Source organism: Buchnera aphidicola (Eriosoma lanigerum) (genome assembly GCF_964059125.1).
In the GTDB taxonomy this organism is placed as follows: domain Bacteria; phylum Pseudomonadota; class Gammaproteobacteria; order Enterobacterales; family Enterobacteriaceae; genus Buchnera_D; species Buchnera_D aphidicola_C.
In genome coordinates this window covers 140,512-161,447 of sequence record NZ_OZ060395.1, presented here as the reverse complement: position 1 = coordinate 161,447, position 20,936 = coordinate 140,512, and the positions used below count along the sequence as shown (strand labels likewise).

16 protein-coding genes are annotated in these 20,936 nt (G+C 24.3%); 9 read left to right on the top strand and 7 right to left on the bottom strand.

Translation table 11 applies throughout. The features are described 5' to 3' along the window. Position 1: 1 nt before the first annotated feature. The 3 genes from nuoC to ndhC all read right to left on the bottom strand — a co-directional run bounded on the left by nuoC (position 2) and on the right by ndhC (position 3,034). Positions 2-1,801, bottom strand: coding sequence for an NADH-quinone oxidoreductase subunit C/D (gene nuoC / locus AB4W75_RS00720; protein ID WP_367679552.1), 1,800 nt, complete (start codon positions 1,799-1,801; stop codon positions 2-4). 98 nt (positions 1,802-1,899) lie between these two features. Continuing rightward, a complete protein-coding gene (locus AB4W75_RS00715; protein ID WP_367679663.1) occupies positions 1,900-2,550 on the bottom strand; it encodes an NADH-quinone oxidoreductase subunit B in 651 nt (216 codons plus the stop codon). Positions 2,551-2,635: 85 nt separating this feature from the next. Beyond that, complete coding sequence (gene ndhC / locus AB4W75_RS00710) at positions 2,636-3,034, bottom strand: NADH-quinone oxidoreductase subunit A (RefSeq protein ID WP_367679551.1); 399 nt, start codon at positions 3,032-3,034, stop codon at positions 2,636-2,638. Positions 3,035-3,420: 386 nt separating this feature from the next. Between ndhC and dnaK the strand changes: the two genes are divergently transcribed. Together dnaK and dnaJ are read left to right on the top strand one after the other, a co-directional pair. Continuing rightward, complete coding sequence (dnaK, locus tag AB4W75_RS00705) at positions 3,421-5,337, top strand: molecular chaperone DnaK (RefSeq protein WP_367679550.1); 1,917 nt, start codon at positions 3,421-3,423, stop codon at positions 5,335-5,337. 113 nt (positions 5,338-5,450) lie between these two features. Then, on the top strand, positions 5,451-6,587 hold the full coding sequence (gene dnaJ, locus AB4W75_RS00700; protein WP_367679549.1) for a molecular chaperone DnaJ: 1,137 nt from the start codon (positions 5,451-5,453) through the stop codon (positions 6,585-6,587). Positions 6,588-6,772: 185 nt separating this feature from the next. Here dnaJ and rpsT read toward each other — a convergent pair whose 3' ends face one another. Then, positions 6,773-7,036 (bottom strand): 30S ribosomal protein S20, encoded by a 264-nt coding sequence (gene rpsT / locus AB4W75_RS00695; RefSeq protein ID WP_367679548.1) that lies wholly within the window; start codon positions 7,034-7,036, stop codon positions 6,773-6,775. 907 nt (positions 7,037-7,943) lie between these two features. Between rpsT and ileS the strand changes: the two genes are divergently transcribed. The 7 genes from ileS to AB4W75_RS00660 all read left to right on the top strand — a co-directional run bounded on the left by ileS (position 7,944) and on the right by AB4W75_RS00660 (position 17,655). Then, positions 7,944-10,763: an isoleucine--tRNA ligase gene (gene ileS / locus AB4W75_RS00690; RefSeq protein ID WP_367679547.1), complete on the top strand. Its 2,820-nt coding sequence runs from the start codon at positions 7,944-7,946 to the stop codon at positions 10,761-10,763. Then, on the top strand, positions 10,741-11,226 hold the full coding sequence (gene lspA, locus AB4W75_RS00685) for a signal peptidase II (RefSeq protein WP_367679546.1): 486 nt from the start codon (positions 10,741-10,743) through the stop codon (positions 11,224-11,226). The genes ileS and lspA overlap by 23 nt, the downstream gene beginning before the upstream one ends. 457 nt (positions 11,227-11,683) lie before the next feature. After that, positions 11,684-12,487 carry a 4-hydroxy-tetrahydrodipicolinate reductase gene (dapB, locus tag AB4W75_RS00680; RefSeq protein WP_367679545.1) on the top strand — a complete coding sequence of 268 codons (804 nt, stop codon included), beginning with the start codon at positions 11,684-11,686 and terminating at the stop codon, positions 12,485-12,487. Between the two features lie 202 nt (positions 12,488-12,689). Beyond that, entirely contained in the window at positions 12,690-13,835 is a 1,146-nt protein-coding gene (gene carA, locus AB4W75_RS00675) for a glutamine-hydrolyzing carbamoyl-phosphate synthase small subunit (protein WP_367679544.1), read from the top strand. Further along, complete coding sequence (locus tag AB4W75_RS00670) at positions 13,786-13,890, top strand: hypothetical protein (protein ID WP_367679543.1); 105 nt, start codon at positions 13,786-13,788, stop codon at positions 13,888-13,890. The genes carA and AB4W75_RS00670 overlap by 50 nt, the downstream gene beginning before the upstream one ends. Continuing rightward, complete coding sequence (carB, locus tag AB4W75_RS00665; RefSeq protein WP_367679542.1) at positions 13,874-17,101, top strand: carbamoyl-phosphate synthase large subunit; 3,228 nt, start codon at positions 13,874-13,876, stop codon at positions 17,099-17,101. Before AB4W75_RS00670 ends, carB begins: the two co-directional genes overlap by 17 nt. Before the next feature lie 71 nt (positions 17,102-17,172). Further along, positions 17,173-17,655, top strand: coding sequence for a dihydrofolate reductase (locus AB4W75_RS00660; protein ID WP_367679541.1), 483 nt, complete (start codon positions 17,173-17,175; stop codon positions 17,653-17,655). A gap of 6 nt (positions 17,656-17,661) precedes the next feature. On the opposite strand, the gene apaH is transcribed toward AB4W75_RS00660, so the two are convergent. From apaH to AB4W75_RS00645, 3 genes are all read right to left on the bottom strand, one after another. Then, a complete protein-coding gene (apaH, locus tag AB4W75_RS00655) occupies positions 17,662-18,474 on the bottom strand; it encodes a bis(5'-nucleosyl)-tetraphosphatase (symmetrical) ApaH (protein WP_367679540.1) in 813 nt (270 codons plus the stop codon). Between the two features lie 116 nt (positions 18,475-18,590). Then, the gene (gene rsmA, locus AB4W75_RS00650; RefSeq protein WP_367679539.1) at positions 18,591-19,403 is read right to left on the bottom strand and encodes a 16S rRNA (adenine(1518)-N(6)/adenine(1519)-N(6))-dimethyltransferase RsmA; all 813 of its coding nucleotides are present in this window, start codon (positions 19,401-19,403) and stop codon (positions 18,591-18,593) included. 127 nt (positions 19,404-19,530) lie between these two features. Continuing rightward, the gene (locus AB4W75_RS00645; RefSeq protein WP_367679538.1) at positions 19,531-20,826 is read right to left on the bottom strand and encodes a peptidylprolyl isomerase; all 1,296 of its coding nucleotides are present in this window, start codon (positions 20,824-20,826) and stop codon (positions 19,531-19,533) included. Positions 20,827-20,936: the final 110 nt, after the last annotated feature.

Sequence of the window (20,936 nt, the reverse complement as noted above, 5' to 3'; positions counted from 1 at the left end):
ATTATCGATCCACATCTGACATTACAAAATCAATACTACCTAAATATACAATCAAATCTGATACTAAACTTCCTCTAATCACAGAAGGTATTTGTTGTAAATGAGGAAAACTAGGAGTACGTACTCTAGTCCTATAACTATTAGTATTACCATCACTAATTAAATAATAACTATTAATTCCTTTAGTAGCTTCAATCATTTGAAAACTTTCATTAGGAGGAATTACTGGTCCCCAAGATACTTGTAAAAAATGCGTGATCATAGTTTCAATATCTTGTAATACTTTAGATTTTAAAGGAGGAGTTGTTAATGGATGATCAGATTTATACAAGCCCAAAGGCATATACTTTAAACACTGTTTTAAAATATGTAAGCTCTGTCTAATTTCTTCTACCTTAATCATCACTCTAGAATAAGCATCACTAATACCATTTCCAATAGGTATCTCAAAAGAAAAATTTTCATAACCAGAATACGGACGATTCTTCCTAACATCAAAATCAACTCCTGTTGCTCGTAAACCAGCTCCTGTAACACCCCACTCTAAAGCTTCTTTTTTATTATATTCAGCTATTCCTTGAGAACGAGAAATTAAAATACTATTTTTTAGTCCAGAATTGACATAAAAATCTAATCTTTTTGGCATCCAATTTAAAAAATCTTCTAATAATATATGCCAATTTTCTGGTAAATCATCTGCTACACCTCCAATTCTAAACCAAGCAGGATGCATTCTAGCTCCAGTAATAGCTTCCACTAAATCGTATATTTTTTGTCGATCGGTAAAAGCTAAAAAAACAGGAGTCATCAATCCAACATCTTGAATAAAAGTAGCTATATATAATAAATGACTGTTTATCCGAAATAATTCAGATAATAATATTCGAATTACTTTTGCTCGATCAGGGACAATTATGTTTGCTAATTTTTCTACAGCTAATAAATATGGCATTTCATTGACACAACCCCCTAAATACTCAATACGATCAGTATATGGAATATAGGTATGCCAAGATTGACGTTCTGCCATTTTTTCAGCTCCGCGATGATGATAACCAATATCTGGTACACAATCTATAATTTCTTCTCCATCTAATTGTAATACAATCCTAAAAGCTCCATGAGCAGAGGGATGATTTGGACCTAAATTTAAAAACATAAAATCAGTGTCGTTATTTTTTTTTTTCATACCCCAATCTTCTGGTTTAAAAATTAATTCCGACATTGCTTCGTCTTCGATTTCTTTAGTTAAAGTAAAAATAGTTGAATCCGTAGCTCTAGCAGGATAATCTTTTCTTAAAGGATGACCTTTCCAATTATTAGGCATAATTAAACGAGATAAATGAGGATGCCCAATAAATACAACTCCAAACATATCCCATACTTCTCTCTCATACCAATTGGCATTCGGAAATAAATGAATTAAAGTTGGAACATTTAAATCATTTTCTAACAACGAAATCTTTAAAACAAGATCAGTATTTCTCTGAATAGAGGTTAAATAATAAAAAATAGTAAAATGAGATTTAGGAAAACTATTATGATTAATTCGCACTCGTTCATCTATTCCATGCAAATCAAATAACATATTATAAGGATTAGGTACATTCTGTAAAAAATTTATTATTTCTAATAAATCGTTTCGTTGTATCCAAATAACAGGACATCCTATTTTTGTAGATTGAATATAAAATTCACTATTTTTAAAATAAGATAATAAATCAATAACAATTCTATTATCTGAATAATATTTGATATCTTTTAATAAAACATCGGTTTTTTTATATGTTTCACTTTTCATAAATTATATATCTTAACTTCTTATACATCCATTAATATTATCTTAAAATGATCATGAACATCATAATTCATTTAATATTGTTTTGAACTTTAATAATTCTATTTTGACTCAATAGTAGAATCAACGTTAGTAATCATAGAAATAATTTGATGATTTGATTTATTTAGTCTAAAATCTTTTTTTTGTTGTATCATATCTACCTTGGAATCACCTATAATCCATGATAAAGGTCTTTTTTCTTTAGAAATATTTTTTTGTAATTGCATTAAAGCTTCAATATATGCTTCCGGACGAGGTGGACAACCAGGAATATAAATATCAACTGGTAATATTTTATCTACACCCTGTACTACAGAATAAATATCATACATACCTCCAGAATTAGCGCAAGAACCCATAGAAATAACCCATTTCGGATCTAACATTTGATCATATAATCTTTTAATTACTGGTGCCATTTTTATAAAAGGTGTTCCTGCTATAACCATAAAATCAGCTTGTCTTGGAGAAGCTCGTAATACTTCTGAACCAAACCTACTGACATCATGAATAGAAGTAAATGAAGTTACCATTTCTACATAACAGCAAGATAATCCAAAGTTATATGGCCATAAAGAATTTTTTCTACCCCAATTTACTAATTTATTAATTGATTCTCCAATCTTACCGAAATAAATATTGTTATTTAATATACTCTTTAAAAAATTAGTATTTTTATTCTTTTCTTTTTCTGTTTTATTATGTTTCATAGTATCTTTACGTATATTTTTCAATGTATATTTCATATATATATCCGGACTAAAATTATATAATTTTTTAAAACTACTATATCTATTAAATTTTTAATAATTTTTTCTTCATGACATTCTTCCAATCAAGACCACCTAAACTAATTAAATAAATTAAACCTACAAGTAACTCAAAAATAAATATAAATATTTCAAATAGACCTATCCATTGTGTTTCATTAATTGTAGAGACCCATATATATAAAAATACCGACTCTGTATCGAATATTACAAAAAAAATAGCAACTAAATAAAATTTTATAGAAAAACGAATATTAGTATCTCCGAATGGCACTATACCTGATTCAAAAACAGTATTTTTATATCTGGAATAAGATCTATCACCTAATACTAATCCACATAATAACATTAAAAAACAAATAATAAATATTGATATAAAAAAAATAAAGAAAGGTAAATAAGAATACATAGAATTAATATACATTAGTACAATATTCCTAATTGTTAATTTATAAAATATTATATATTTTTTCAAATATTTGAATTCATTTAAAGATATAAACAAATAAAGTAATAAAATTATAACATATGCAACAAAAATCTTTATGAAAATAATTAATCTCTTTATTTTTAAAGCATTCAAAAATTATATAAAAATGTTCATTCTCAAATAAAAAAATTAAGTAAATTGTATTTTTTTTTAATTAACCCTTGATGCATGATAAAAAGACCCCATCTAATGGTTATTCACTGAATTTTTTAAACTAAAATTTATACAAATTTGTTTAGCTCGTTAAAAGCCAAAAAAAAAATGGCTGCATAACAGTTGAATAACCCAAATTATCAAAATATTCAACAGGAGAAACTTTAATGGGTAAAATTATTGGTATAGACTTGGGCACAACCAACTCTTGTGTCGCCATTATGGACGGCAACAAAGCACGAGTATTGGAAAATGCAGAAGGTGATCGTACAACTCCTTCAATTATTGCATATACTAAAGAAGGAGAAATATTAGTAGGACAACCTGCAAAAAGGCAAGCAATTACTAATCCTAAAAACACTTTATTTGCGATCAAAAGACTTATAGGAAGAAGATTTCAAGACGAAGAAGTACAACGTGATATTAAAATCATGCCATACGAAATTGTTCAATCAGATAATGGAGATGCATGGATTAATGTTAAAAATAAAAAAATAGCTCCTCCTCAAATATCTGCAGAAGTTTTAAAGAAAATGAAAAAAACTGCAGAAGATTATCTTGGAGAAACAATTACTGAAGCTGTAATTACTGTTCCTGCATATTTCAACGATGCACAAAGACAAGCAACAAAAGATGCAGGAAGAATTGCTGGAATGGAAATAAAAAGAATAATTAATGAACCAACAGCTGCAGCTTTAGCTTATGGATTAGATAAAGGTGAAGGTAATAGAACCATTGCAGTATATGACTTAGGTGGAGGTACTTTTGATATCTCTATTATTGAAATAGATGAAGTTGATAAAGAGAAAACATTTGAAGTACTTTCTACTAATGGTGATACTCATTTGGGAGGAGAAGATTTTGACAGCCGTTTAATTAATTATTTAGTTCAAGAATTTAAAAAAGAACAAGGTATGGATCTTCGAAACGATCCATTAGCTATGCAAAGACTTAAAGAATCTGCAGAAAAAGCAAAAATTGAATTATCATCTACGAAACAAACTGATGTTAATTTACCATATATTACCGCTGATTCTTCAGGACCTAAACATTTTAACATAAAAGTAACACGTTCAAAATTAGAATCATTAGTAGAAGATCTCGTTAATCGTTCTATTGAACCGTTAAAAACAGCCTTAAAAGATGCTAATTTATCTATATCTGATATTAACGATATTATATTAGTTGGTGGTCAAACTCGTATGCCATTAGTACAAAAAAAAGTTGCATCATTCTTTGGAAAAGAACCAAGAAAAGATGTAAATCCTGATGAAGCAGTAGCTGTTGGTGCAGCTGTTCAAGCAGGTGTATTATCCGGAGATGTAAAGGATGTTTTATTATTAGATGTGACACCACTATCTCTAGGAATTGAAACAATGGGTGGTATTATGACCACTTTAATTAATAAAAATACTACTATCCCAACTAAACATAGTCAAATTTTTTCAACTGCAGAAGATAATCAATCTGCAGTAACAATACATGTACTACAAGGAGAAAGAAAAAGATCTAGCGACAATAAATCTCTAGGACAATTCAATTTAGATGGAATTCAACCTGCACCAAGAGGAATGGCTCAAATTGAAGTAACTTTTGACATTGATGCAGATGGTATTTTACATGTATCAGCTAAAGACAAAAATACTGGAAAAGAACAAAAAATTACTATTAAAGCATCTTCTGGTTTAAATGAACATGAAATTAAAAAAATGGTCTCTGATGCAGAAATAAATGCAGAATCAGATAAAAAATTTGAGGAACTTATTCAAATAAGAAATCAAGGAGATCAAATTTCTCATAATACGAAAAAACAACTAATAGAACACGGAAACACATTAAATACACAAGATAAAAATGAAATTCAAGAAGCTATAGATAAATTAGATCACTCTATTAAAGGTGAAGAAAAAACTGAAATTGAAAAAAATATACAAAATGTATTAAAAATTTCTTCAAAATTAATGGAATCTATTAAAAAAACTAATCAAAACAGTAATATCAATAATGAACAATCATCATCTTCAAAACCAGAAGAAAATGTTGTAGATGCTGAATTTGAAGAAGTAAAAGACCCTAAAAAATAATAGATTTCTCTGATTGAACAAAACAGTAAAACATAACTGTCAATCACCATCACGGGAGTGAAAAAATAATTTCACTCCCGTGAACGTATATTAATCATCAGGAAAAGTAAGAAATGGAAAAAAAAGATTACTACGAAGTTTTAGGGATTCAAAAATTAGCAGAAGAACGGGAAATTAAAAAAGCATATAAACGTTTAGCAATGAGATATCATCCTGACCGAAACCAAGGTGATAAAAATGCTGAAATTAAATTTAAAGAGATTAAAGAAGCTTATGAAATATTAATAGATCCACAAAAACGTACTGCTTATGATCAATATGGTCATAATGCCTTTCAACAAAATAATAACAATTCTAATTTTCACGGATCATTCAATAGTACAACAGATTTTAGCGATATTTTTGGAGATGTTTTTGGAGATATATTTGGAGGAAACAGACAAAAACAAGCAGCTAAAGGATCTGACCTAAAATACAATTTAGAATTGTCATTAGAAGAAGCTGTAAGAGGAATTATAAAAGAAATTTGTATACCTATATTACAAAAATGTAATATTTGTTATGGAAGTGGTGCAACTCCAGGTACAAAACGAACAAATTGTCCTACTTGCCATGGATCAGGTCAAATACAAATTAGAAAGGGTTTTTTTACAGTACAACAAACTTGTACTACATGTTATGGAAAAGCTACAATTATTCAATATCCATGCAGTAAATGTCATGGACATGGTAGAATTGAAAAGCCTAAAAACTTATCCATAAAAATTCCAGCAGGAATTAATACAAATGATCGAATAAAATTAAATAAAGAAGGAGAAGCAGGAGAACAAGGAGCTCCAGCAGGAGATTTATACGTACAAATTACTGTAAAAAAACACCCAATATTTGCAAGAGAAGACAATAATTTACATTGTGAAGTTCCTATAAATTTTTCTATAGCTGCTTTAGGAGGAGAAATTGAAGTACCAACTCTAGATGGAAGAATAAATCTAAAAATACCTGCTGGTACACAATCAGGGAAATCATTTAGAATACGAGGGAAAGGAGTATTATCTGTACGAAATGGAAAAAAAGGAGATTTATTATGTCGTATTCTTGTAGAAACTCCAGTTCACTTAAATGAAAAACAAAAAACGCTATTATATGAATTAGGAGAAAGTTTTGGTGGTTTCAAAGGAGAAAAAAACAGTCCTCGATCTAAAAGATTTTTCGATGGAGTAAAAAGATTTTTTGATGATCTTAGAAGATAATATTAATATAATGTTAAAAGTATTGCTCCAAAAAAAAAAAAAAAAAAAAAATTGGATGCAATACTTTTTATATAAAACTAATACTCAAATAAATTTAATTTACGATTTATATATATTTTATTTAAAATAATTATTTATAATATTTCAATAATACTATTACTACGTTAATATATTAATATATTAATTTAAGATAATTGTTTGATTTTCAAAAATAAATTAGATTTATGTCTAGAAGATTTATTTTTATGTATTAAACCTTTACTAGCTTGTCTATCGAGAATAGGTTGCATTTTTTTAAAAGCTAGTTCTGCTTTTTCTTTATGACCAGAATCAATAGCTAAATATACTTTTTTTATTAAATTTCGAATCATTGAACGTCTACTGATATTATGTGCATTTCTCTTTTTAGTTAAGATTGTATCTTTTTTAGAAGATTTAATATTAGCCATTTTTTATTCCTATTAATTTTATTAATTATATAATATGATTAATAATCATATAACATATAACGTACTTCTAACCTAAATTATTTATTAATATTTTATAATTTAGTAATTATTAAATATAAATATTTTTTTAAAAAATTTATATAATATATACAAAATCAGATACAATACTTATAAATACACCTGATTAATTTAATACAACATATCAATTATTACATGTATATTAAAAATTAATAATCATGATTAATATTTCATTAGTTTAGTTTACAATATTTTATATATACAAAATCAAAACTATAATTTTAATAAAAAAAATATTTATTTTACTTCTTATATCTTAAAATGTATTTACAAAATTAAAATAATGCTAAAACAATATGAAATGATTTTTATATTAATTTTAATTAACATTCATACGATAAAACATTTATTACAAAAAAAAAAAAAAAAAAAAATAACTAAAAAAAATATTCATAATAAATATATTATTACTTTAATACCAACGTTTACAATTAAGCAAAATTCAAAAAAATATATAAATTGATAAAAAAAACTTTAATAAAAACTTAAAATTAATAACAATACATATATTACATATAAAAATAAATATAAATCACTTAATTTATATTATATGTTTATTATTTTTCATTAATGAAATAAAAAAAATCAGATACTATTTTCTCAATTAAAATAACAATTTAAATAAACATATTAAATTTAAAATAATGTATATAATATCTTGATTTCATATATAAAATTAAATTAAGCATATAATATACAAAATACGAATAATATTATTATAAAAAATAAATGAGTTATATACTTTGTATAATAAAATTAAATTTAAAATTATAAAAATTCATGCAATTTAAAAAATAAAATTTTTAAAATAATAGGAATATAATTATCTATGAATGATTATAAAACTACTCTAAATTTACCAAAAACCAAATTTTCTATGAAAGGAAATTTACCAAAAAAAGAAATCCAAATACTTCAAAAATGGAAAAAAAACAATATATACATAAATATTAGGAATCAACAAAAAGGTAAACCAGTATTTTTTCTTCATGATGGTCCTCCATATGCAAATGGAAATATTCATATAGGACATGCCATAAATAAAATATTAAAGGATATCATTTTAAAATCAAAAAATCTATCTGGATTTGATGCTCCTTATATCCCTTGTTGGGACTGTCATGGTTTACCAATTGAACAACAAGTAGAAAAAATTATAAAAAAAAAACAAACTGATCATATATCAGACAAAGAATTTCGTACATTATGCAGAATATATGCTAATGATCAAGTAGAAAATCAAAAAAAAGACTTTATTAGATTAGGAATATTAGGAGATTGGGAAAATCCATATCTTACAATGGACTATTCATCTGAAGCTGATATTGTGCGTACACTTGCAAAAATTATTAATAATGGGAATATATATCAAGGATTCAAACCTGTTCATTGGTGTTTAAATTGTGAATCATCTTTAGCTGATGCTGAAGTAGAATATAATGAAAAAAAATCTACTTCTATATTATTTAAACTAAAAATTAATGATAAAAATTTAATTTATAATCAATTAAACAAAAATAAAATAAAAAAAAATATATACTTTTTAATCTGGACTACAACTACATGGACATTACCATCCAGTCAAGCTATTTCTGTACATGCTAAATATCAATATCAATTGATTGAAACCCCAACAGAAGTGTTAATTGTATTAGATAATCTTAGCAATAAAATTATGAAACAAATAAACATCAAACAATGGAAGATTATTGGAAATATTTTAGGTAAAGATCTTGAATTTATAAAAGTTCAACATCCTTTATTAAATTTACAGATACCTGTAATATTATCTGATCATGTTTCGAAAGATCTGGGAACAGGCTCCGTTCATACTGCTCCTGATCATGGAATAGATGATTTTATAGCTGCTAAACCATATGGAATTCAACCAATTAATTTAGTTAATTCTAAAGGGATATATGTTAATAATGTACTTCCTCAATTAAGCGGAAACAACATCAAAAATTCTGAATCATTAATTTTAGAAATTCTAAAAGAAAATAATATATTATTATCAGTAGAAAACATTATACATAGTTATCCACATTGTTGGAGACATAAAACACCGATTATTTTTAGAACTACTCCACAATGGTTTATTAGTATGTCTCAAAAAGAATTACAATCAAAAGCATTAAAAATTGTAAAAAAAGTAAAATGGATTCCAGATTGGGGATTAAATCGAATTCAATCAATGTTAATAAATAGACCTGACTGGTGTATATCTAGACAAAGAAAATGGGGTGTTCCAATTACTATATTTACACACAAACAAACAGGTAAAATACATCCAAATACAACCGAATTCATGGAAAAAATAGCAAAATTAATTGAAGTACACGGAATAGAAGCATGGTGGAAATTAAATAAAAAAGAACTGTTAGGTGATTCAGATAAAGAATATCAAAAATCAAAAGATATACTAGATGTATGGTTTGATTCAGGATCTAGCCAAAATTTTATCATAAATAAACCATATTTTAAAAATAAAGATAAAGCAAATATTTATGTAGAAGGATCGGATCAACATAGGGGTTGGTTTATGTCTTCTTTAATTATTAGCACAGCAATTAAAAATCAAGCTCCTTATTCTTCAGTATTAACACATGGATTTGCAGTAGATGGATTAGGAAAAAAAATGTCAAAATCTATAGGAAATTCTCTTAGTCCAAATAATATAATTAATACGTTAGGAGCAGATGTATTACGTTTATGGGTTTCCTCAACAGACTATACAAAAGATATATCTATATCAGATGAAATCTTACAACAATCAATAGAAAATTATCGAAAAATTCGTAATACAGCACGCTTTCTTTTATCAAATTTACATGAATTCGATCCAAAAAACGATCTTATTACTCCTGAAAATATGATTATTTTAGATAAATGGGCAATTGATAAAACTTATTCTACTCAAATAGAAATAATAAAATTATACAACAATTATAACTTTCATTCATTACTACAAAAAATTATGCATTTTTGTACAATAGATATGAGTGCATTTTATTTTGATATTATTAAAGATCGTAAATATACCACAAAAAAAAATAGTTTAGCTCACCGTAGTTGTCAAACTACATTTTGGCATATAATACATGCTCTAACTCGTTGGATTGCACCTATTTTATCATTTACTGCTGAAGAAATTTGGGAATATATACCAGGAAATAAGAATACAATTTTTTTTCAACAGTGGTACACAAAATTATTTCAATTATCTGATAAAGAAATTCTTTCCAATTATCACTGGAATATATTAATTAAAATTAAAAATGAAATTAATAAAGAAATAGAATCAAAAAGAAATAAAAAAATAATTAAAAATTCATTAGAAGCTTCTGTTACCCTATACGTTAAATCCAACTTATTTAATATATTATCTACTTTAGGAAATGAATTAAAATTTATATTTCTGACTTCTCAAGCAATATTAAAAAAATATGATTTAGCACCTGAAAAAATATTATCAAATAATAGTATTCCAGAATTAAAAATACATATTGAACGTATAAAAGGAGAAAAATGCAACCGATGTTGGCATTATGTTACAAATCTGATATCATCAAAATTGACAAACACAAAAATTTGTATAAGATGTCAATCAAATACAGAAGGAATAGGTGAAACACGATTTTATTGTTAATAATATAAATAAAATATTACTATTTTTTAATATATTAATATTAGATATATATACTAAATATTGGATTATTCATAATTTTCATTTATATGAATATAAATATATTATACCAATATTAAATATTCTATATATTCATAATACTGGAATTATGTTTGGTTTTTTAAATCATGATTACTACATCTCTATACAATATTACATTATTAATATATTAACTATAATTATCAATTATATAGTATGGATACAATTTAAAAAAAATAATAATTATAGTTATTTATTAATTTTTACAGGAGGAATTGGTAATTTCATTGATAGAATATATTATGGATTTGTAATAGATTTTATAGATTTACATATCTATCAATGGCATATATTTATATTTAATTTATCTGATGTTAGTATAATAACAGGATTATTCCTAATCATTATTAATAAAGTACACCATACTATTAGAAATAATAATATATAACTATATTTAATAATAATGAATTAACCATACTATAAATTAAACTAAAAAATATAAAATTCACTTTCTTACAATAATATTTAAAAATTATTAAAATAGATAAATATCATTTTTTATTCTATATATAAGTATACTTCATGATTCATAAAATATATATATATATGCATATATATTTTATATAATGCTAATTTATTTTAATTAACATATAAAATGTAAAACCAAACTAATAACATAATAAATAAAAGTATAATTTTAAATTAAAATATATAATATTAAATAAAATTAATAATCTTATTAAACTATAGTAAAAAATTTATTTTTATAGAAAAACAATGAAAAATTCAATATAAATTATTTATTATATTAAAAATATATAATTAATTTATTTAAAATTAATACAAATATTTTAAATATATATACGATATTTATTAAAAAGATGTAATATTAATAGGACATAATTATGATCATACAACCTCTAAAAATTGCAATTTCAGGTGCTTTAGGTAGAATGGGAAAAATTCTCATTCAAGAAATAAAAAAAAATAAACAATTAAAATTAACTACCGCTATTAGTCATAATCAATACATAAATAATTCCGAAAAAAATCCACAATTAATTGATGTTGACATTCCAATTAAAAATTATTTAAAAGAAAGTAATGCTGATTTCGATATACTAATTGATTTTAGTCACCCAAAATATATATCAGAATATATTCAATATTGTATAGAACACAAAAAAAAAATTGTAATTGGAACTACCGGATATAATAAACAAGAAGAAAATATTATAAAAAAAGCATCAAAAAAAATAGGAATTGTATTTTCTTATAATTTTAGTATTGGAATGAATGTATTATATAAATTAATTGAAAACACTACTAAAATTATAGGAAATAATTCAGAAATTGCTATCATAGAATCACATCACAATAAAAAAATTGACATTCCTTCTGGTACTTCCATTACTATTAAAAAAATAATTAATAATAACCTTTCAGAAAATAATCAAAAATTAAAAAAAAATGATTATAATGAAATTCAAAAAGAAAAAAAAATAGAAATTTTATCATTAAGAATGGGTGATCTTCCTGGAGAACATACAATTATATATTCACATCAAGGAGAACAACTAGAAATCACTCATAAAGCTCAAGATAGAACAATTTTTGCTAATGGAGCCATTCAATCTGCAATGTGGTTACATTTAAATAATAATGCAGGACTATTCAATATGCAAAATGTATTAGAAAAAAAAATATAATAGTTTCATTGTTAATTATCAAGACATCCTATTTCATTATATTTATTTTATGAAATCATATGTTATTATTAATATTTAACATAAACTATTTATTTTAATTGATTATTATATTTTTATTACCTAAGATTTAATATCTTAATATTAATTAAAAATAATAAAAATACAAAAATATCATTAATTATAATTATTTATTGGAGATACTTTGGAAAAATCAGGTATATTAGTATTAGAAGATGGTCATGTTTTTCAAGGAAATTCAATAGGAATAGAAGGATATACAGTAGGAGAAGTTGTATTTAATACTTCTATAACCGGATATCAAGAAATTTTAACAGATCCATCATACACCGAGCAAATTATAACATTTACTTTTCCAAATATTGGAAATGTTGGAATTAATTATGAAGATCAAGAATCTAATCAAACGTATATTAAAGGAATAATTATTCGTAATCTTTCACTAATTTCTAGTCATCATCGAAGCAAACAAAGCTTACAAAATTACCTAAAAAAAAATAAAATAATAGCTATTTCTAATATTGATACTAGAAAATTAACTCATATACTCCGTAAAACTGGATCACAAAATGGATGTATTCTAACAAAACAGTACAATAAAAATAATTATGATTATGCATATACTAAAGCAAAAAAATTTTATGGATTAAAACAAGTTGATTTAGCTAAAATAGTAAGTACAAAAAAAATTTACAACTTAAATTATAAAAATCATTATATTAATAAAAATATACTAATAAATCAATCTATAAATACCAAAAAAAAATGTTTACATGTAGTAGTATATGATTTTGGAATAAAAAAAAATATATTAAACACGTTAATTAGTTACAATTGTAAATTAACTGTTGTACCTGCAAAAACTCCTCCAAATACTATATTAAAATTAATTCCAGATGGAATTTTTTTTTCTAATGGACCAGGAGATCCTAGACCTTGTAATTATGTTATTCAATCTATAAAACAATTCTTACATACTAATATTCCAATGTTTGGAATTTGTCTTGGTCATCAATTGTTAGCTTTAGCTAGTGGAGCTAAAATTATAAAAATGAAATTTGGTCATCACGGAAGTAATCATCCTGTTCAGGATGTTCATACCAAACAAGTTATGATTACCACTCAAAATCATGGTTTTACAGTAGATTCTAATAATCTTCCTGCACAATTAAAAATTTCTCATATTTCTTTGTTTGATCATACTATACAAGGTTTAAATTGGAAGAATAAACCAATATTTGGATTTCAAGGACATCCTGAAGCTAGTCCTGGACCACATGATGCATCATCATTATTTGATAAATTTATCTATTCTATGCAAAAAATTTAATAATTTATCTAAATTTATTATTATCGAGAATATAAAAAATGCCGAAAAGAACTGATATTAAATCTATTTTAATTTTAGGAGCAGGTCCTATTATAATTGGACAAGCCTGTGAATTTGATTATTCTGGTACACAAGCATGCAAAGCATTAAAAGAAGAAAATTATCGAGTTATATTAGTTAATTCAAATCCAGCAACAATTATGACTGATCCTAATATGGCTGATGCAACATATATTGAGCCTATTAACTGGTATACTGTAAGTAAAATTATTGAAAAAGAAAAACCAGATGCTTTACTTCCAACCATGGGTGGACAAACAGCTTTAAATTGTACTTTAAAACTAGAACAAAAAAATATATTATCTAAATACCAAGTACAAATAATCGGAACTACAATTTCGGCAATTAATAAAGCAGAAAATCGTAGTCTATTCGAAAATTGTATGAAAAAAATTAATTTACAAACAGCAAAATGTGGTATTGCTCATAATATAAAAGAAGCAATAGAAATATCTAAACAAGTAGGATTTCCTTGTATTATTAGACCATCTTTTACTATGGGAGGATCTGGAGGAGGAATTGCTTATAATAAAGAAGAATTTTCAAAAATATGTAAAATGGGATTAGAACTATCTCCTATAAATGAATTACTTATTGATGAATCATTAATAGGATGGAAGGAATATGAAATGGAAGTTATAAGAGATAGTAATAACAATTGTATAATTGTATGTTCCATTGAAAATTTAGATCCTATGGGAATACATACAGGAGACTCTATTACAATTGCTCCAGCACAAACTCTAACAGATAAAGAATATCAAATTATGCGTAACGCTTCAATCAATATATTAAAAGAAATAGGAGTAGAATCTGGTGGATCTAATGTACAATTTGCAATTAATCCTAAAAATGGGAAAATGATTGTTATAGAAATGAATCCTAGAGTATCTCGTTCATCTGCTTTAGCATCAAAAGCTACTGGTTTTCCTATTGCTAAAATTTCAGCTAAATTAGCTGTAGGATATTTCTTAGATGAATTAAAAAATGATATTACTAATACATATATGCCTGCAGCTTTTGAACCATCTATAGACTATATAGTAACTAAAATTCCTAGATTTAACTTTGAAAAATTTCCAGAATCTAATGATCGATTAACAACACAAATGAAATCAGTAGGAGAAGTTATGGCTATTGGTCGATCTTTTCAAGAATCCATCCAAAAAGCTATATGTGGATTAGAAATTGGATCTAGCGGATTTGAATCAAAAATTAATGATCTAAATAATGAAAATACCATAAAAAAAATTAAATATGAATTAGAAATTCCTGGATCTGAACGTATATGGTATATTGCAGATGCTTTTAGAATAGGTATGTCAATACATGATGTTTACCTTTTAACTCATATAGATAAATGGTTTTTAATACAAATATGGGATTTAATCAAATACGAAAAAAAAATAGAAACAACTGGATTTGAAAAAATTGATTTTAAATTTTTATATCACATTAAACAAAAAGGATTTTCAGACTCACGTATCGCAAAATTAACTAATACTACAGAAAAAAACATTAGAAATTTACGTTATAAACTCAATATTCATCCTGTATATAAAAGAATTGATACATGTTCAGCTGAATTTTGTAGTAATACTGCATATATGTATTCAACTTGGGAAGAAGAATGTGAATCTCAACCTGATGAAAATAATAATAAAATTATAATATTAGGAAGTGGACCTAATAGAATAGGACAGGGGATTGAATTTGATTACTGTTGTGTACATGCTGCACAAGCATTACAAGAAGATGGTTATCAAGCTATTATGATTAATTGCAATCCTGAAACAGTTTCTACTGATTACGACATATCTAATCGTTTATATTTTGAACCAATTACTCTAGAACATGTATTAGAAATTATAAGAATTGAACAACCAAAAGGTATAATAATTCAATATGGTGGACAAACCCCGTTAAAATTAGCAACTGCACTTAAAAAAATAGGAATACCTATTATTGGTACTGATCCTAAGAATATTGATATAGCTGAAAATAGAAATTATTTTCAAAAAATAGTAAATAAATTAAATTTATTACAACCAAAAAACGGAACTGTTTCTAATATAAAAGATGCAATGTTACTAGCCAAAAATATAGGATATCCTATAATGCTCAGACCATCATATGTATTAGGAGGTAGAGATATGCAAATTATTTTTAATGAAACTCAATTAATTGAATATTTCACAAATTTCTACAACAACTCAAATAATCCAAAATTACCAATATTACTAGACCAATATCTTACTAATGCTGTAGAAGTAGATGTAGATGCTATTTTTGATGGAAAAAATATACTCATAGGAGGAATTATGGAACATGTAGAACAAGCTGGCATACATTCTGGAGATTCTGCATGTTCACTTCCACCATATACAATTAATCAAATAATACAAAACAAAATTAGAATACAAGTTGAACAATTAGCAATTGAATTAAAAATTAATGGATTAATGAATGTACAGTTTGCTATAAAAAATGATGAAATATATATCATTGAAGTAAATCCTAGAGCATCTAGAACTATTCCATTCTTATCTAAAGCCACTGGTATACCATTAGCTAAAGTAGCTGTAAAAGTAATGTGTGGTAAAACATTAGTTGATCAAAACTATATAAAAGAAATCATACCTAAATATTATTCCGTAAAAGAAGTAGTATTACCTTTTAATAAATTTCCAGGAGCAAATCCTATATTGGGTCCAGAAATGCGCTCTACTGGAGAAGTAATGGGAATAGGTAAAAATTTTGCAGAAGCTTTCGCTAAAGCTATGCTAGGAGCTCAAACTAGTATAAAAAGTTCAGGAAAAGTACTATTATCTGTACAAAACACTGATAAAAATAATATAATTAATTTAGCAATTAAATTAAAAAATCATGGTTTTAAAATTGATGCTACTATAGGAACTGCAAAAATATTAAAAAAATCAGGAATACATTCAAGAATTGTAAATAAAATTAATGAAAAAAGACCAAATATTAAAGATCACTTAAAAAATGGAGAATATGTCTATATTGTTAACACTACTTCTACAAATCAAACTATTGAAGATGCAAAAATTATTTTTCAAAATGCATTGCAACACAAAGTACATTACGATACAACTTTAAATGGAGCATTTGCTACTATTATGACATTAAATTATATTCCCATTAAATCAGTGATATCAATACAAAAACTACATAAAGAAATATAATATTAATTCAATAAAAATGAAATAATATTTATATTTTAATTAATACATACATCACATTTTAAGTAATATATATGAAAATTAGCATAATTGCAGCATTATCTCAAAATTTTGTTATTGGAAAAAACAACCAAATACCATGGTATCTTCCTCAAGATTTATCATGGTTTAAATATCATACATTACATAAAACTATTATTATGGGAAGATTAACATGGAATTCTCTTGCTGTTCCATTACCTATGCGTAACAATATTGTTATTAGCAAAACAAAAATTAAGTCAAAAACAATTATATGGGCTAATTCTATTAGTCAAGCTTTATTATTTGCAAAAAAACTTAATAAAGAAGTTATGATTATTGGAGGTGGAACACTATATCTTCAAACTATACAATATGCAAATCAATTATATTTAACACACATTCATAAACACATTATAGGTGACGTCTATTTTCCAAAATATCATATAAACTTATGGAAAAGAACGTTCTATCAAATTATGTATTCTACACAAATAAATAATTATTACTCTTTTGAAATATTAAAAAGAAAATAAAGTATATCAAGTATGAAAAGATTGTTGAAAATACATTTTATCTTCCCATCTTAACATACTTAATTCATATCCCCAACAACAACCTGTATCTAATGATATAATATTCTTTGGAGTTGATACATTTCGTAAAGTAGACCAATGACCAAAAACAATCGAATAACCTGTAGGAATATTTGTATTAATTAAAAACCAAGGTAACAAATTTGTAGGTGCAGATAAAGGAGAAGTTTTACATGAAAAATCTAATCTTCCGTTGAGGAAACAATATCTCATACGAGTAAACACATTAACGCTGAACCGTAATAATTCAAATTTAGTTAAATTTATATTCCATATATCCGGAATATCTCCATACATTTGAGATAAGAAGTCTATATAATTATCACTTTTTAAATACTTTTCAATTTCTCTAGCATATTGTAAAGCTGTAGATAAATTCCAATAAGGAAAAATTCCAGCATGAGACATTATTAATTTTTTTTCTTCATCAACTATTACTAAAGGACAATTCCGTAACCAATCAATAAAAATTTCTATTTCCGGGTGTTGTAATAAAGAAACGATATTATCACATGCATATGATTGTTTAATACCTGAATATACAGAAATTAAATATAAGTCATGATTACCTAATACAACTTTAGCTACTTTCCCAAGAGAATAAATAAATTGTAAAACTTCTAAAGAAGAAGAACCTCTAGCAATTAAATCACCAGTGAACCAAAGAATATCTTTATCTTTATTAAAAGAAACTTGATTCAACAATGCTTGTAATTGATTATAACAACCATGAACATCTCCAATTAAATATGTACTCATATACTTTTATCCTAATAAAATATTTTTACTATTTACAATATTTGATTTTTTATATATTATTATAAATTAATAAAATAATACAAAATAAAATTTATTTATTAAAACAAAAAAAATAATTATTTATATAAATTATTATCAAATATATAATTTGCTAAAGTACAATACTGTAATACCGTCAAGTTCTCCGCTCGAATACCAGGAGAAATATTTAATTTGATTAAATTTATTTCATTAATTAATGAACCTAAACTATTTTTAACAATTTTTCTTCTTTTTTCAAAGGCTAATCTTGTCACTAAAAATAAACAATTGATATTTTTTAAATAATATGGTGCAACACTGTAAGGAGTAAATTTCAGAAAAGAAGAATGTACTTTTGGTATTGGAAAAAATGATTTTGGTAATATATTTAATAATAATTTTATATCAAAAAAATATTGTATTATTACACTTAATCGACTATATTTTTTATCATTAGGTTTTGCTAATAAACGATCAGCTACTTCTTTCTGCAACATAAAATGAACATCATAAAAAATTCTAGAAAATTGTATAATATAGAAAATTAATTTAGTAGAAATGTTATAAGGAATATTACCAACTAATCTGATATATTTATTTTTTTGATGAAATAATTCTAGAAAATTAAAAGATAATACGTCTTGAAGAAAAAAAAATAATTTATTTGAAAAATGATGTTGTTTTAATCGATATACTAAAATTGGATCAATTTCAATCACAATTAATTCATCAATTAAAACTGATATTAATTTTGTTAAAGCACCTAAACCAGGACCAATTTCTACTAATAATTCGTTTTTTTTTGGATTAATACAATGAACTATCTTTTGGATAATTTTTTGATCAATAAGAAAATTTTGTCCAAAATATCTAGATGGGTTGTGACCTAAATATAATTTTTTATTCAACTGAATTCTCTTTAAAACATAGTTTAAAATTATAGCATACAATATTATTCAATATAATAAAATAATTAATTTTGCAATCATATTTAATTAAATCAAAAAAAATAAATAAAATAATGTAGATTATATTTTAATGAAAGATTTTTATATAAGAATTATAAAAAAGTTGTTCCCTCCAATTTCTTATCTCCTGAATCATTTTTTGATTAACAATAATATTATAAGCATATTTTTTTAGCATATCATAAGTATTATCTTTAGTTCTAACATCCATTAATTTAAACAAATGCCATCCTTTATTAAAATATATTGGAATAGTACAATCATGTCTACTCAATTTTAATAAAAATGATAAAACTTTAGATTCTATTTTAGATTGTTTCAACCAACCTAAATTTCCTCCTTGTACAGAAGATACTATATCATCTGAAAACATTTTTGCAGCTTCTTCGAAACTATATTTCTTTTTTATTATATTAGTATAAATTCTATTAATTTTTTGTTTAGATAAATCTTCTGATGAAAAATTAGAATTTTTAATAAAAATATGTTTTAAAAAAAATTCATGTTCAACAAATTTTTGTATATCTTTTTTTAAATCTAATATATTTATTAAATATACTCCAAATTTAGATTGAAATAAATAAAAAATACCTTTTTTTATTAATTTAAAATGAAAATGATAACGTAATTGTATGTTATTGACACTATCCCAATGAATATTACGAAAAAAAAATGTTTTATGACGGTGATAAGAATTAATAAAAATTATTTTTCTTAATTTAAAATTTTTTTTAGAATCTTTAATAATTTTTTGAGATATAAAAATAATTTTTTTACGTTCAGTGTTACTATTTTTAGATACATAAGGCAAAAATAATGTTCTTATTTTTATTTTAGTAATAATTTTTTTTTTATATAAAAATTTTTTTATCAAATTATGTAATTCTAATTGAGTAATATGCACATTAGGTTTGACAAAATAATATTCCAATGCAGAAATAATTAACATATTTTTTATATAATTTTTATAATCTTCATAACTATATTGATTATGAACATTCATAAAATGCATATATCTTTGAAATTTTGATTTAGAAATGTAAACATTATTAAACATCTTTCTCATTTGTAAATTAAAAGGTATTTGATATAACTTTAAATCTAATTTTTTTGCAATATTCAATATAATTGAATCTATAATAATACTTTTTTTAATATTATTATCATTAGTTACATTTTTGAAATAATTATTTTTCTTATTTAAAGACTGAATTTTAAAAAAACAAATTATTTTTTTTACATCTTGTTCTAATAATATTTTATCATTTACTACAGCAACAATTTTATTAATTAAAATAGGTGATGCTGAAATTGAGTTAAGATTTACTATCATTGCAAATAGTAATATAATCCATTTTTTCATACTATATTTTTCTTATTATATAAAATATATTTTAAATATAAATTTAAAATTATTATTGGATGTAGGAAACACTACTTTTAACAATATCATACCATTGAATTATTATAAAA